The sequence below is a fragment of the Neorhizobium puerariae genome (genome assembly GCF_042429745.1).
Lineage (GTDB): Bacteria > Pseudomonadota > Alphaproteobacteria > Rhizobiales > Rhizobiaceae > Neorhizobium > Neorhizobium puerariae.
The window spans coordinates 342,970-354,797 of sequence record NZ_JBHMAA010000024.1 but is presented as its reverse complement, the minus strand read 5'-3'; the positions used below and the strand labels follow the sequence as shown (position 1 = coordinate 354,797).

Annotated in this window: 15 protein-coding genes; 13 read left to right on the top strand and 2 right to left on the bottom strand. The window is 64.8% G+C overall.

Annotated features, from left to right (window positions below; all coding sequences use genetic code 11):
• Positions 1 to 68: 68 nt before the first annotated feature.
• The 4 genes from ACFFP0_RS21375 to ACFFP0_RS21360 all read left to right on the top strand — a co-directional run bounded on the left by ACFFP0_RS21375 (position 69) and on the right by ACFFP0_RS21360 (position 2,343).
• On the top strand, positions 69 to 479 hold the full coding sequence (locus tag ACFFP0_RS21375) for a universal stress protein (protein ID WP_377264216.1): 411 nt from the start codon (positions 69 to 71) through the stop codon (positions 477 to 479).
• Between the two features lie 119 nt (positions 480 to 598).
• On the top strand, positions 599 to 919 hold the full coding sequence (locus ACFFP0_RS21370; RefSeq protein WP_377264215.1) for a TraR/DksA family transcriptional regulator: 321 nt from the start codon (positions 599 to 601) through the stop codon (positions 917 to 919).
• Positions 920 to 1,069: 150 nt separating this feature from the next.
• Positions 1,070 to 1,735 carry a PAQR family membrane homeostasis protein TrhA gene (gene trhA, locus ACFFP0_RS21365; protein WP_377264214.1) on the top strand — a complete coding sequence of 222 codons (666 nt, stop codon included), beginning with the start codon at positions 1,070 to 1,072 and terminating at the stop codon, positions 1,733 to 1,735.
• A 104-nt stretch (positions 1,736 to 1,839) separates the two neighbouring features.
• Entirely contained in the window at positions 1,840 to 2,343 is a 504-nt protein-coding gene (locus ACFFP0_RS21360; protein ID WP_377264213.1) for a GNAT family N-acetyltransferase, read from the top strand.
• A gap of 119 nt (positions 2,344 to 2,462) precedes the next feature.
• Here the strand turns inward: ACFFP0_RS21360 and ACFFP0_RS21355 are convergent, their stop codons facing one another.
• Positions 2,463 to 3,089, bottom strand: coding sequence for a DUF1062 domain-containing protein (locus ACFFP0_RS21355; RefSeq protein ID WP_377264212.1), 627 nt, complete (start codon positions 3,087 to 3,089; stop codon positions 2,463 to 2,465).
• Positions 3,090 to 3,497: 408 nt separating this feature from the next.
• On the opposite strand from ACFFP0_RS21355, the gene ACFFP0_RS21350 reads away from it, so the two are divergent.
• From ACFFP0_RS21350 to ACFFP0_RS21325, 6 genes are all read left to right on the top strand, one after another.
• Complete coding sequence (locus ACFFP0_RS21350) at positions 3,498 to 3,908, top strand: (R)-mandelonitrile lyase (protein WP_377264211.1); 411 nt, start codon at positions 3,498 to 3,500, stop codon at positions 3,906 to 3,908.
• 146 nt (positions 3,909 to 4,054) lie between these two features.
• Positions 4,055 to 5,212, top strand: a complete 1,158-nt coding sequence (locus ACFFP0_RS21345) for an endonuclease/exonuclease/phosphatase family protein (RefSeq protein WP_377264210.1) — start codon at positions 4,055 to 4,057, stop codon at positions 5,210 to 5,212.
• A 193-nt stretch (positions 5,213 to 5,405) separates the two neighbouring features.
• Positions 5,406 to 6,275: an aldose 1-epimerase family protein gene (locus tag ACFFP0_RS21340; protein ID WP_377264209.1), complete on the top strand. Its 870-nt coding sequence runs from the start codon at positions 5,406 to 5,408 to the stop codon at positions 6,273 to 6,275.
• Between the two features lie 58 nt (positions 6,276 to 6,333).
• Complete coding sequence (locus ACFFP0_RS21335; RefSeq protein WP_377264208.1) at positions 6,334 to 6,648, top strand: ArsR/SmtB family transcription factor; 315 nt, start codon at positions 6,334 to 6,336, stop codon at positions 6,646 to 6,648.
• A complete protein-coding gene (locus ACFFP0_RS21330; protein WP_377264207.1) occupies positions 6,645 to 7,004 on the top strand; it encodes an SRPBCC family protein in 360 nt (119 codons plus the stop codon). Before ACFFP0_RS21335 ends, ACFFP0_RS21330 begins: the two co-directional genes overlap by 4 nt.
• A 62-nt stretch (positions 7,005 to 7,066) precedes the next feature.
• Entirely contained in the window at positions 7,067 to 7,678 is a 612-nt protein-coding gene (locus ACFFP0_RS21325) for an ATP-dependent Clp protease proteolytic subunit (protein ID WP_377264206.1), read from the top strand.
• A gap of 164 nt (positions 7,679 to 7,842) precedes the next feature.
• Here ACFFP0_RS21325 and msrB read toward each other — a convergent pair whose 3' ends face one another.
• Positions 7,843 to 8,253: a peptide-methionine (R)-S-oxide reductase MsrB gene (gene msrB, locus ACFFP0_RS21320; protein WP_377264205.1), complete on the bottom strand. Its 411-nt coding sequence runs from the start codon at positions 8,251 to 8,253 to the stop codon at positions 7,843 to 7,845.
• A gap of 170 nt (positions 8,254 to 8,423) precedes the next feature.
• Here msrB and ACFFP0_RS21315 point away from each other — a divergent pair, with 170 nt between their 5' ends.
• The 3 genes from ACFFP0_RS21315 to ACFFP0_RS21305 all read left to right on the top strand — a co-directional run bounded on the left by ACFFP0_RS21315 (position 8,424) and on the right by ACFFP0_RS21305 (position 11,828).
• Entirely contained in the window at positions 8,424 to 10,772 is a 2,349-nt protein-coding gene (locus ACFFP0_RS21315; protein WP_377264204.1) for a putative monovalent cation/H+ antiporter subunit A, read from the top strand.
• A 250-nt stretch (positions 10,773 to 11,022) separates the two neighbouring features.
• On the top strand, positions 11,023 to 11,451 hold the full coding sequence (locus tag ACFFP0_RS21310; protein ID WP_377264203.1) for a Na+/H+ antiporter subunit B: 429 nt from the start codon (positions 11,023 to 11,025) through the stop codon (positions 11,449 to 11,451).
• Entirely contained in the window at positions 11,451 to 11,828 is a 378-nt protein-coding gene (locus ACFFP0_RS21305; protein WP_377264202.1) for a Na+/H+ antiporter subunit C, read from the top strand. Before ACFFP0_RS21310 ends, ACFFP0_RS21305 begins: the two co-directional genes overlap by 1 nt.

The following is an 11,828-nucleotide window of genomic DNA, read 5'->3' as shown; positions in this document are numbered from 1 at the left end:
CGGGAAACTGACAGGAAAGGAATATGGGAATAGAAAGGAAGAAAGGAAAAAAGGAAAAGGAGGCCGCAATGTACAAGAAGATCATCGTCGCGGTGGACATCGCCGAATTCGAAAAGGGCGAGCGGATATTGCGCAAGGCATCGACGCTGCTGGATGGGGGCGGGTCGCTTCTGCTGCTCAACGTCGTCGAGAATCTGCCGGGTTACCTCGTCTCGGATCTTTCCGTCGACCTGATCGTGAAGGCGCGGCAGGAAGCCGAGCAGACCCTGATCGATCTCAAGGCGAAGGCCGGGGTGACCGCCGAGATCGAGATCCGGGAGGGCTCGCCCGCGCGGGAGATTCTGGCCGCGGCGGAGCAGCGCAAGGCCGACCTGATCGTCGTCGCGTCGCATGTGCCGGATTTCTCGAACTATTTCATCGGCGCCACGGCCGACCGCATCGTGCGTTATGCCAAATGCTCGGTGCTGATCGACCGCTAGGTCGCGGCGCGTGCGGGCGGATGCGCAAGGGATGCCCTGAGTGAATAGCAGATCGACGCATCGTGCTTTCCGAAAACGGGTATCGATTTTCGGGCCGACGCCGCAAGGAGGATAAAGTCATGGATACAGCAAGATACGAAACCGTCCTGCGGGCGAGGAAAGCCGAACTGGAAAACCGCCTCACGCGTATCGAGCAGGATTTCACCGCGCCGCGCAATCCCGACGATGACGACCGCGCCATCGAACGGAACAACGACGAGGTGCTCGATGAACTGGGCGAGGTCGGCGAGCGTGAACTCATGGCGATCGACGCCGCCCTGGAGCGCATCGCCAAGGGCACTTTCGGCATATGCGCCCGATGCGGCCAGCCGATCGCGGAAAAGCGGCTCGACACCGTGCCGCATACGCCGCTTTGCCAGGCCTGCGCCGGCGAGGTCTAGGCCGGAAGGCTGCCGCCGGGAACCGTGGCATCGGCCTGAAAATCGGAAGCGGTTTTCGGAAAGCGCGCCGCGGCGCCCGAATATGAAGCGCTCATCTCTTGCCTTCCGCCTGCGCCGGGCTCATCTTGGGCGAAGAGGCGGGAAGGCAGGATGAGCGAGTTCTTCAATTTCGGACGGAAATACGATTTTCACGAGATCGTCGCGGATGGCATCATCAACGGCATCGGCATCGTCTTCGCGCTGGTCGGCGCCACCGCGCTGATCTTCTACGCCACGGTCTGGTCGAGCCACGGCGCGATTGCCGCCGCCTGGATCTACGGGCTGGGGCTGGTGCTCTGTCTGTCGATCTCCTTCACCTACAATATCTGGCCGCACTCCCGCACCAAGTGGGTCCTGAGAAGGCTCGACCACTCGGCGATCTTCATCCTGATCGCCGCCACCTACACGCCCTTCCTGCAGCGCGGCGCGCAGGACCCGTGGATCTTCGCCATGCTGATGGCGATCTGGACGACGGCCCTTGTCGGCATCCTGCTGAAATGCCTGTTTCCCGGCCGTTACGACAAGCTGGCGATCCTGCTTTACCTCGGCATGGGCTGGAGCGGCGTCATGGTGGCCGGGCCCATCTCGCAATACCTGCCGCCCGTGACGGTCTGGCTGATCATCATCGGCGGGCTCATCTATTCGCTCGGCGTCATCTTCCATGTCTGGGAAAGGCTGCGCTTCCAGAACGCCATCTGGCACGGTTTCGTGGTGGCCGCCGCCGCGGTGCATTACGGCGCGGTGATGACCTGCTTCAGCCTCGCCGGCGGCCTCTGATCGTCATCCGGGCCGGATGGGCTTCCTTCGATTTGAACGGCCCTTTGATTTGAGCAGATCGTCCGCTAAAGTGGATATATCGATATTATAGTGGACGGCAGGACATGACCACGACCCTGGTGCGGGCAGCTTCGGAAGCCGATCTTCCGGCGATCATGGAAATCTATAACGACGCGGTCGCCAATACGACGGCGATCTGGAACGAGGTGCTGGTCGATCTGGACAACCGCCGGGAATGGTTCGGGGCGCGGAGGGCGCGCGGGTTCCCCGTGCTTGTGGCCGAGGTCGACGGCAGAGTCGCGGGCTACGCGTCCTATGGCGACTGGCGCGCTTTTGACGGATACCGCCATACGGTCGAGCATTCGGTCTATGTCCAGCGCGATCATCGCGGGGGCGGCATCGGCCGCCTGCTGATGCGGGACCTGATCGCCGAGGCCGCCTCGAACGGCGTCCATGTGATGATCGCCGCGATCGAATCGGAAAACGCCGCCTCGATCCGGCTGCACGAGAAACTCGGCTTCCGCATTGCCGGAAAGTTCTCCGAAGTGGGCACCAAGTTCGGCCGCTGGCTGGACCTGACCTGTATGGAACTCAAGGTTTCCGGGTGAATGTTGGCGATAGCGGCGGCATCGGTGCATCAGGCCCCGACGGAGTACGCCATGACGGCCGTGGCGGGTCGGCATCCCGATTTTCCGGCAGCGGCCCGCCACGGCATGTCGCCGTCGCGTCAGCCGCCCATTGCCCTTCCTCCGACGGAAAGCCGCTCGGCCTCGTCGCGAAGGTCGAGCATGATGGTCGTGCCGTCGCGGACGGCGCGTTTCAGCGCGTCCTTCCGCTTCGGCTCGATCCTGATCTCGCCCGCCTCGAAGAGCTTTTGCAGCCGGCTGCGGGAGAGGGCGAGTTCTGCGGCCAGCAGCCGGTCGAGCTTGAGGCTGGCGGAAAAGGGCAGGGAAAGTGCGATATGGATCGCCCGCCAGTCATGGCCGGCGGAAAGCGCGCGTTTCCGTATGCCGGTCTCCTCGCTTTCCTCGATGCGGCCGGCCTTGGCCTTCAGCCCGCCCGCGTCGAATTCGAGGCGTTCCACGAAGCCGGGCGTGCTGGCCTGAAGCGCATCCAGCAGGGCCGGGTCGAGCGAGCGGACGCTCTGCCGTTCGAAGATCGGCCGGTTCCAGGTGCCGTCGCAGGTGGTGCATTTGTAGATGAGCCAGGCATCCAGCCGCTTGCCGTTGGCATTGAGGCGGATGCGCCCGCTGGAGCGGAAGGCTTTCTGCCCGCCGCAGGTCCTGCAGGCGAGAATCGGCCGGGGTGGGGATTTCGGGGTTACGGTCCATTCAACATGAAGGATTTTGGACATGCCGTTTTGATCTTCCGGTCAGGAAGTTCATGCGGAACGGCACTTGAGAGGCCCGGGGCGGGCGCGGCGTGGCGAAGGTCCGGACTGTTGGTGGAAGCGAAGCGTCGGATGGTTCAGGGCGGCTTTTCAAGAGCAGCACTGGCAGATCAATGCCAAACCGGTCTCAAGCCGCCACCCCGATGAACAGGTCTTGCATGCGTCGGCCGCTGGCCTGCCCGCATGGAAGGGTGAAACTGTCGAGACCGGGGATTACTTAGGCAAAATGAACCTCAAAAGCCGACGCTTATGGGTTGCAATTCATAACAGGTGAGAAGCGAAAAGCAAGCGACGGATGGCGGTCCGACGCTCCGCCCTGTATGAAGCGAAGCCCGAAGAGAAGAGTGACCGGGCAGTCACGAGGAGAGCGTCATGGACATCAAGCGCAGCGGCTCGCAGCCTTCCAGGAGGCAGCCGGCCGAATATTTCACCGGGGCGGTGCGTCTGGACCCGCTGAACGAAGCGCCGGCGCCGGCAAGAGCCGTCTGCGCCTCCGTCACCTTCGAACCCGGCGCGCGCACCAACTGGCACACGCACCCGTTCGGCCAGACGCTGGTCGTCACGGCCGGTTTCGGGCTGGCCCAGGTCTGGGGCGAGCCGATCCGGGTGATCCGCCAGGGCGACGTGGTCTGGTTCCCGCCCGGCGAAAAGCACTGGCATGGCGCAGCCAAGGCGACCGCGATGACCCATATCGCCATCCAGGAGGCGTTCGACGGCAAGACGGCCGACTGGCTGGAGCCTGTGACGGACGGGCAATATTCCGGCGAAATCGCCCCCGATTGAGGCGAGCAGATCCCCTCTTCAGGGGTTGCGCGCCATCGCGCGCGGATGCGACTTAAAAGTGTATGAAAACTGGGCTATGCTTCAGGGAGGTATGATGGCCTGCCGCCATGCCGCGATGCGCATGGGCGGCTTCGGGGGAGGGGACGATGGTGAATTACGCTGGCCTGCGCTTTGCTTTCAGGGAGGAGCCGGCGGCGGCGAAGCGCTGCGCCGAACGGCTGATCGGCATCCGCAAGACGCTGGAACCCTTGCGGGCGCGCAAGAAGGACAGTTCCCTGCTTCTGGCGACCTGGAACATCCGCGACTTCGATTCCAATGAATTCAGGTTCGGCCCGCGCCTGCCGGAGACCTTCTATTACATCGCCGAGATCATCTCCTGCTTCGACCTCGTGGCCGTCCAGGAGATCAACCGGGATCTTTCCGCGCTCGACAGGGTGATGCGCATCCTGGGCCGCGAATGGGACTACATCGCCACCGACGTGACGGAAGGGACGAGCGGCAACGGCGAGCGCATGGCCTTCGTCTACAACACCGAAAAGGTCTGGTTCCGCAAGATCGCGGGCGAGATCGTGCTGCCCGAGGGCCAGCTCGTGGTCTCCCGCAAGAAGGTCAAGGCGCCGAAGGACCAGCCGGATATCGAGCCGAAGATCGTGGAGATGGAGCAGCAGTTCGCCCGCACGCCCTTCCTCGTCGCCTTCCAGTCGGGATGGTTCCGCTTCAGCCTCTGCACGGTGCACATCTATTTCGGCGACGATTCCGGCGACAAGCTCAAGCGCCGCATTTCGGAGATCGAGCGGCTGGTGGAGTTCTTCGCGGACCGGCAGGACAAGGAAAGCAGGCTGGCGGAGGCGGACAAGCCGCATCCGGACCGCCGCGAGGCGGAAAACTACATCCTGCTCGGCGATTTCAACGTCGTCAGCCCGGAGCACGGGACGATGACGGCGCTGACGAAGGAGGGTTTCAAGGTACCGGAGGAAATCGACGGCGCCCGGATGCCGAACCGCGACCATTTCTACGATCAGATCGCCGTGCGCGTGAAGGACAAGCGTTTCAAGGTGCTGGGCGGCGGCATCGTCGACATGTACGCCGATGTTTTCCGCAGCACGCCGGACGACATGAAGCTCTACGAGCAATTCGTTCCGAAGAAGGACCCCGAGAAGAACAGCAAGTACCGCGCCCGCACCCCGGAACAGCTCTACGAGAAATGGCGCACATGGCAGATGTCCGACCACGCGCCGCTGTGGATCGAGATCCAGACCGACTTCGCCGAAAGCTACCTGCGGGAGATCGTCGACGGCAAATGAGCGCGGGGGCCGCAGACGGCGGGCACGGTCATCGAATGGCAATGCTTCTGCGCCAAGCTGCGGATGAATCGGGGTGGTCCCTTGCGTCCGGTGGGGTGCATGGGGGATGCTCCGCGTATCGAACCCGCGCATCGTGCCTCCGAAAGATCGATCCCGATTGCCGGACCGATGCTCCAGCCGCGAGGAAAGAACCGTGCCGGACGTCACCCGCATCTCGAACGATCATCTCACCGTCGATATTTCCCCGCTGGGCGCGGAGATGCAGGCGCTGTCCACGGCGGATGGCCGTTCCTGGCTGTGGAACGGCGACGCCGCCTTCTGGGCCGGCCGCTCGCCGATCCTCTTTCCCATGGTGGGCAAGGCGCCGGAAAACCGGGTCACGATAGACGGCGGGTCCTATGAGATGGCGCAGCACGGTTTCGCCCGGCGCAGCGGGTTTTCGCTCGCCGCTTCGACCGGCGCCATGTGCCGCTACGAGCTGGCCGCCTCGGATGCGACGCGGGCCGTCTATCCCTTCGAATTCCTGCTGGCGGTAACCCATGCGGTCGAGGGCCGCAGGCTGACGGTTTCGGCGGAGGTGGAAAACCGCGATGCGCGGGCAATGCCCTTCGGCCTCGGCTTCCATTCGGCCTTCGTCTGGCCATTGCCGGGGGCGGCGGGCCGCGCCCACGCCGTCACGCTCGACAATGGCGGGGAACCGGCGCTCGTGCGGCTCGACGGCGGGCTGGTGAAGAGCGGCAGACTGCCGTCGCCCTTCAAGGCAGGCCGGCTGACCCTCGATCCCGCGATGTTCGAGGCGGATGCGATGATCTTTCCCGAAGGGGCGGGCGAGGGGCTGGCCTACGCCGCCGAAGGCGGGCCGGCCTTGAAATTCTCCTTCGAGAACCTGCCGAACCTTGCGCTCTGGCAGAAGCCCGGCGCGCCTTTCATCTGCATCGAGCCCTGGCACGGCACGGCCGCCGAGCTTGGCGGTTCGGACGATCTGGTGAAGCGCCCCTACGGCCTGACGCTGCGTCCCGGCGAAACGACCCGGTTCGCATTCACGGTGGAACTGCCGGCCTGATCGCGCCGATCCGCATATGGGTCTTGCGAATCACATAAGTGCGTGCTTATCTGTTGGCATGATCGAGAACGAGATATTCCGGGCCCTGGCGGACCCCACCCGCTGCGCGATTTTCGAGAAGCTGGCGGCGGGCGGCATGAACGCCAGCGCCCTGCGCGAGGGCATGGAGATCAGCCAGCCGGCGATGTCCCAGCACCTGTCGGTTCTGCGCGGCGCCAGGCTGGTGCGCGAGGAGCGGCAGGGCCGTTTCGTGAACTATGAGGTCGATCCGGAAGGGCTGGCGCTCATCGCCGGCTGGCTGTCGAAATATCGTGCCTACTGGCCTCAGCGCATCGAAGCCCTCAAGCTCTTGCTGAAGGATATGGACCAATGAACGACGGAATGGCCGGGGAGCGGAAGGACGGTTTCGAAATCGAGTATGAACTGGACGCGCTGCCGCAAAAGGTCTGGCGCGCGATCAGCATTGCGGAGTTTCGCGAAAGCTGGCTGCCGAAGGATGCGCTGGCCGCCGCCGAGGCGACCTCGGTCACGCCAGGCCAGGAGGTTTCCTACAGGATGCGCGACAACGCGCCGCCTTTCCTTGAAAGCACGGTCACCTTCAGGATCGCCCCGAATGCGGCCGGCGGAACCAGCCTGCGGATCATCCACGAACTCACGGACGTGAGGTTCGGCTGCGCGACGAGGGCCGCCGCAAACAGCAACGGCCCGCCCTTCATGCTCGCCGCCTGACGCGGGGAGACATCCGACAAGTTCCGAAAACCCGACAGTTCCGAAAAGATTGGAGTTCGCCGATGCGCGAAGCGATGCAGCTCGTCCCCATGGTCATAGAGCAGTCCGCCAGAGGGGAGAGGTCGTTCGACATCTATTCCCGCCTTCTCCGCGAGCGGATCATCTTCCTCAACGGCGAGGTGAACGATGCCGTTTCCGCCCTGGTCTGCGCGCAGATGCTGTTTCTGGAAGCGGAGAACCCGAAGAAACCGATCAGTCTTTATATCAATTCGCCGGGCGGCGTCGTGACCTCCGGTCTCGCGATGTACGACACCATGCGCTACATCCGCGCTCCGGTGCATACGCTGTGCATGGGGACGGCCCGCTCGATGGGATCGTTCCTGCTGATGGCGGGGGCGCGCGGCGCGCGGGCCGCATTGCCCAACGCCAGCATCCTCGTCCACCAGCCGTCGGGTGGCTTCCAGGGGCAGGCTTCGGACATGCTCATCCATGCCGAGGAAATCCTGAAGACCAAGCAACGCATGACGAGGCTCTATGCCGAGCATTGCGGACGCAGCTATGAGGAATTCGAACGCGCGATGGACCGCGATCGCTTCATGACCGCCGAGGAAGCCCTGGAATGGGGCCTCATCGACCGCATTCTGGACGTCCGGGAGGATATCGCGGAACCTTGAGGCGAGGCGCGATGCCGCGGGAGTTCCGGTTGGGGCGAAGGTCCTCATCGGACGTCGCGTCGTCGCAGGACCGGCCCCCTGCGACAGGCGCACGGGGCATGAGCGCCTTCGGCGCCCATGCCGTGTCCGGGTTGCGTATCCGAGCGGCCGGCCTTGGGCCGATGTTACTTCAGCGGCTCGAAGGTCATCGCGTGGCCGTTGATGCAGTAGCGCAGGCCGGTCGGCGGCGGGCCGTCCGGGAAGACGTGGCCGAGATGGCCGCCGCAATTGGCGCAGCGCACCTCCGTGCGGATCATGCCATGCGTGGCATCCCGGTGCTCGGTCACGACGCCCGGCTTCACCGGCTCGAAATAGCTCGGCCAGCCGCAGCCCGAATCGAACTTGGTGTCGGAGACGAAGAGTTCCTCGCCACAGCCCGCACAGCGGTAGAGGCCCTTTTCCTTGCTGTTCCAGAAGGGGCCGGTGAAGGCGCGCTCGGTGCCCGCCTGGCGCAGGATGCGATATTGCTCGGACGAGAGCTGCTCGCGCCATTCGGCGTCGCTTTTGTGGACTTTCGGAGTGATCGTATCGGACATCGTGGAGATTCCTTTCGTTTTTCCCATAGATAGGTATCCGGGCGCCGGAGGGAAAGTCGTGTTTTTGTGCGTAGCGTCCGGTTCTGCTTGAGGCGGCCGATTGTTTCCCCTAGAAAACCAGTTCCTTCCGGAAGGGTATGGTCTCAGGTTTTTCAAGGTGGGAGATGACATTGGCTGCCAATGCGCCGGCATTGACGTTCATTGCGTTGTTCCTGCCCTTCCTGGGGGCGGCCTTCGCGCCTTTCCTCGTCCGTCGGTTCGGCGCCGGGGCGGCCTGGCTGCTTGCGCTCGCGCCGGCGCTCGTCTTCCTGCATCTGTGCGGCTTCCTGCCGGAGATCGCGGCCGGCGAGGTCGTGACGGGCGGTTATGCTTGGGCGCCGAGTTTCAACCTGTCCTTCTCCTGGTTCCTGGACGGCCTGTCGCTCAGCTTCGCGCTGCTGATCACCGGCATGGGGGCGCTGATCGTCGTCTATTCCGGCAGCTACATGAAGGGCCATCCGGATCAGGGCCGTTTCCTCGCCTTCATCCTGCTCTTCATGGGAGCCATGCTGGGGCTTGTCGTTTCCGACAGCTTCCTGATGCTCTTCGTCTATTGGGAACTCACCTCGATCACGTCCTTCCTGCTGATCGGCTTCGACCATGGGCGGGAGGCGGCGCGGCGCGCGGCGCTGCAGGCGCTGGTGGTGACCGGCGGGGGCGGGCTTTGCCTGCTCGCGGGCCTCGTCTTCCTCTGGAACGTCTCGGGCGTCACGCAGCTTTCGCTGCTCGTGCATCTGGAAGGCGGCCTGCGCGAAAGCCCGTTCTATCTCGCGACCCTCCTGCTGGTGCTCGGCGGCGCCTTCACCAAGTCGGCGCAGTTTCCCTTCCATTTCTGGCTGCCGAACGCCATGGAGGCGCCGTCTCCCGTCTCGGCCTACCTGCATTCGGCGACCATGGTGAAGGCCGGCGTCTATCTGCTGATGCGGCTGAACCCGGTCCTGGGGGCGACCCCGGCCTGGGAGATCCTGCTGCCCTTCTTCGGCGGCATCACGCTGATTGCCGGCACCATGCTCGGCCTGCGCCAGACCGACATGAAGCTCATCCTCGCCTACACGACCATGGCTTCGCTCGGCCTGCTGGTCATGCTGACCGGCTTCGGCTCCCCGCACGCGGTGGAGGCGGCGGTGCTCTATCTCGTCGCCCATTGCCTGTTCAAGGGAGCGCTCTTCATGGCGGTGGGCGCGGTCGATCACGAGGCCGTCGTCCGTGACGTGACGCAGCTCGGGGGCCTGCGTTCCGTAATGCCGATCACCTTCGGCGCGGCCCTGCTGTCGGCTCTTTCGATGGGGGGGCTGCCGCTCTTCTTCGGCTTCCTCGCCAAGGAGGAAATCTATGCGGCGCTCGCCGCCGGCAATCCGCGGGCGGTCTTCTTCACCGGCCTTGCGGTGATCGGCAACGCACTGATGTTCGCGCTCGCCTTCGCGGTGGCCCTGAAGCCGTTCCTGGGCGCGCGGACCGAGGCGACGCGCGACGTGCACGAAGGGCCGGTCGTGCTCCTGCTCGGCCCGGTCTACCTCGCCGTCCTCGGCCTGCTCGGCGGCATCTTTCCCGGCATCGCCCACCGCTACATCTCCTCGCCCATGGCAAGCGCCATCGCCGACGAGAAGGTGGTGATCGACATCACCACGGTGCCGCATCCGGGCATTCCCCTGCTGCTCTCGGTCGTCACCGTGGCGCTCGGCGCGCTCGTCTACTGGCGGCTGGACGCCGCCCGCGCGGCGATGGCCCGTGTCCTGGAAAATCTCGGCCCGGGGCCGGATCGCGGTTTCGATCATTTCGTGTCCGGGCTCGTCCGGGTTTCCGTCGCGGTCACCCGCTTCGTGCAGCCCGGCCGGCTGGAGATCTATGTCACCGCCACCTTCATCCTGCTGGCGCTGACACTGCTGGTCCCCCCGGTCGTCTTCGGCGAGCTGCCGGGCCTGCCGGACCTGCCGGCCGATATCCTCGTGCAGGAAGCGGCCTTCCTGCTGATCGCGGCGGTCGGCGTTTTCGCGGTGCTGAGGGCGAAGGACCGGCTGACGGCGATCGTCTCGCTCGGCATCCAGGGTTTTGCGGTGGCGGTCATCTTCCTGCTTTTCGGCGCGCCGGACCTCTCCTTCACGCAGTTCATGGTCGAGACGCTGTCGGTCGTCATCCTGGCGCTGGTCATGACCCGGCTGAGGCTTTCCTCGGCGGATCACCGCCCGCCCGGGCAATTGCTGTTCGACGCGGCCGTGGCGGCCGCCTGCGGCATCGGTTTCACGCTGCTGCTCCTGAAGTCGGTCGAGGCGCCGTTCGACGCCGTGCTGACGGATTTCTTCAACGCCTATTCGAAGGTCGTCGCCCACGGCGCCAATGTCGTGAACGTCATCATCGTCGATTTCCGCGGCACGGACACGCTCGGCGAGATCGCCGTGGTGATGATCACCGGCCTTGCGGTCCTGGCGCTGATCCGGGTGCGTGCGGGCGGGAAGGCCTCGCAAGAGGAGGAAGGGCGATGATATCCGTCGCTTACCCCCCTCTGTCCTGCCGGACATCTCCCCCACAGGGGGGGAGATCGAATCGCCGCGACGTCTCGCTCCAAACGAACGTTAGCGATGGAGGGAAACCGGCACGTTTGGCCAATCTCCCCCCTCGTGGGGGAGATGTCCGGCAGGACAGAGGGGGGCGGCCTGCTCCCTCGAATGGGCAGGACGGAGGGAAGCGGTCCTGCCCGGCGGCAGGGGCAGGGCGCGCGAAAGGTGTCCAGCCATGAACACGCTGATCCTGCGCACCGTCGCGCCCGTGCTTACCGCCCTGATGCTGCTCTTTTCGGTCTTCGTGCTCCTGCGCGGCCACAACGAGCCGGGCGGCGGCTTCATCGGCGGGCTGATCGCGGCTTCGGCGCTGGCGATCTATGGCATCGCGTTCGGGGTGGGGGCGGTGCGCCGCGCCATCCGCTTCCATCCGATGGCGATCGCCGGAGCGGGCCTGATGCTGGCGACGCTTTCCGGCCTCGTCTCGATTTTCGCCGGCGTGCCCTTCATGACCGGGCTCTGGGTCTATCCGGAAATCCTGGGCATCGAAGTGCCGCTCGCGACCGTCATGTCCTTCGACCTCGGCGTCTATCTGGTCGTCGTCGGCGCCATCACGTCGATCGCGCTCGCGCTGGAACAGGATTCGGGAAGGGAGGAGGATTGATGGAGGCGCTCCTTGCCGTTCTGATCGGCCTGTTCTTCACCGCCGCCGTCTATCTTCTGCTGTCGAAGCACACGGTGCGCATCCTGCTCGGCATCGTGCTGCTCGGCAATGCGGTGAACCTGCTTCTGTTCACGACCGGCCGGCTGACCCGCGAGGTGCCGCCGATCATCCCGGGCGGCGTGGACGCGCTGCCGGCCGGGGCCGCAAATCCGCTGCCGCAGGCGCTGATCCTGACGGCGATCGTCATTTCCTTTTCCTTCTTCGCCTTCCTGCTGGTGCTGACCTACCGCGCCTATCAGGAACTCGGCACCGACAATACCGACGAGATGCGTCTTGCCGAGCCGCGCGACGAAGAGCTTCCGCCGATGGGGTATTGA

What these genes read in the sequence shown, in the direction of transcription:
- ACFFP0_RS21375 (WP_377264216.1), top strand. Translation starts at nt 69, where the DNA reads ATGTACAAGAAGATCATCGTCGCGGTGGACATCGCCGAATTCGAAAAG.
- ACFFP0_RS21370 (WP_377264215.1), top strand. Translation starts at nt 599, where the DNA reads ATGGATACAGCAAGATACGAAACCGTCCTGCGGGCGAGGAAAGCCGAA.
- trhA (WP_377264214.1), top strand. Translation starts at nt 1,070, where the DNA reads ATGAGCGAGTTCTTCAATTTCGGACGGAAATACGATTTTCACGAGATC.
- msrB (WP_377264205.1), bottom strand. Translation starts at nt 8,253, where the DNA reads ATGTCCGATACGATCACTCCGAAAGTCCACAAAAGCGACGCCGAATGG.
- ACFFP0_RS21335 (WP_377264208.1), top strand. Translation starts at nt 6,334, where the DNA reads ATGATCGAGAACGAGATATTCCGGGCCCTGGCGGACCCCACCCGCTGC.
- ACFFP0_RS21305 (WP_377264202.1), top strand. Translation starts at nt 11,451, where the DNA reads ATGGAGGCGCTCCTTGCCGTTCTGATCGGCCTGTTCTTCACCGCCGCC.
- ACFFP0_RS21330 (WP_377264207.1), top strand. Translation starts at nt 6,645, where the DNA reads ATGAACGACGGAATGGCCGGGGAGCGGAAGGACGGTTTCGAAATCGAG.
- ACFFP0_RS21350 (WP_377264211.1), top strand. Translation starts at nt 3,498, where the DNA reads ATGGACATCAAGCGCAGCGGCTCGCAGCCTTCCAGGAGGCAGCCGGCC.
- ACFFP0_RS21360 (WP_377264213.1), top strand. Translation starts at nt 1,840, where the DNA reads ATGACCACGACCCTGGTGCGGGCAGCTTCGGAAGCCGATCTTCCGGCG.
- ACFFP0_RS21325 (WP_377264206.1), top strand. Translation starts at nt 7,067, where the DNA reads ATGCGCGAAGCGATGCAGCTCGTCCCCATGGTCATAGAGCAGTCCGCC.
- ACFFP0_RS21345 (WP_377264210.1), top strand. Translation starts at nt 4,055, where the DNA reads ATGGTGAATTACGCTGGCCTGCGCTTTGCTTTCAGGGAGGAGCCGGCG.
- ACFFP0_RS21310 (WP_377264203.1), top strand. Translation starts at nt 11,023, where the DNA reads ATGAACACGCTGATCCTGCGCACCGTCGCGCCCGTGCTTACCGCCCTG.
- ACFFP0_RS21355 (WP_377264212.1), bottom strand. Translation starts at nt 3,089, where the DNA reads ATGTCCAAAATCCTTCATGTTGAATGGACCGTAACCCCGAAATCCCCA.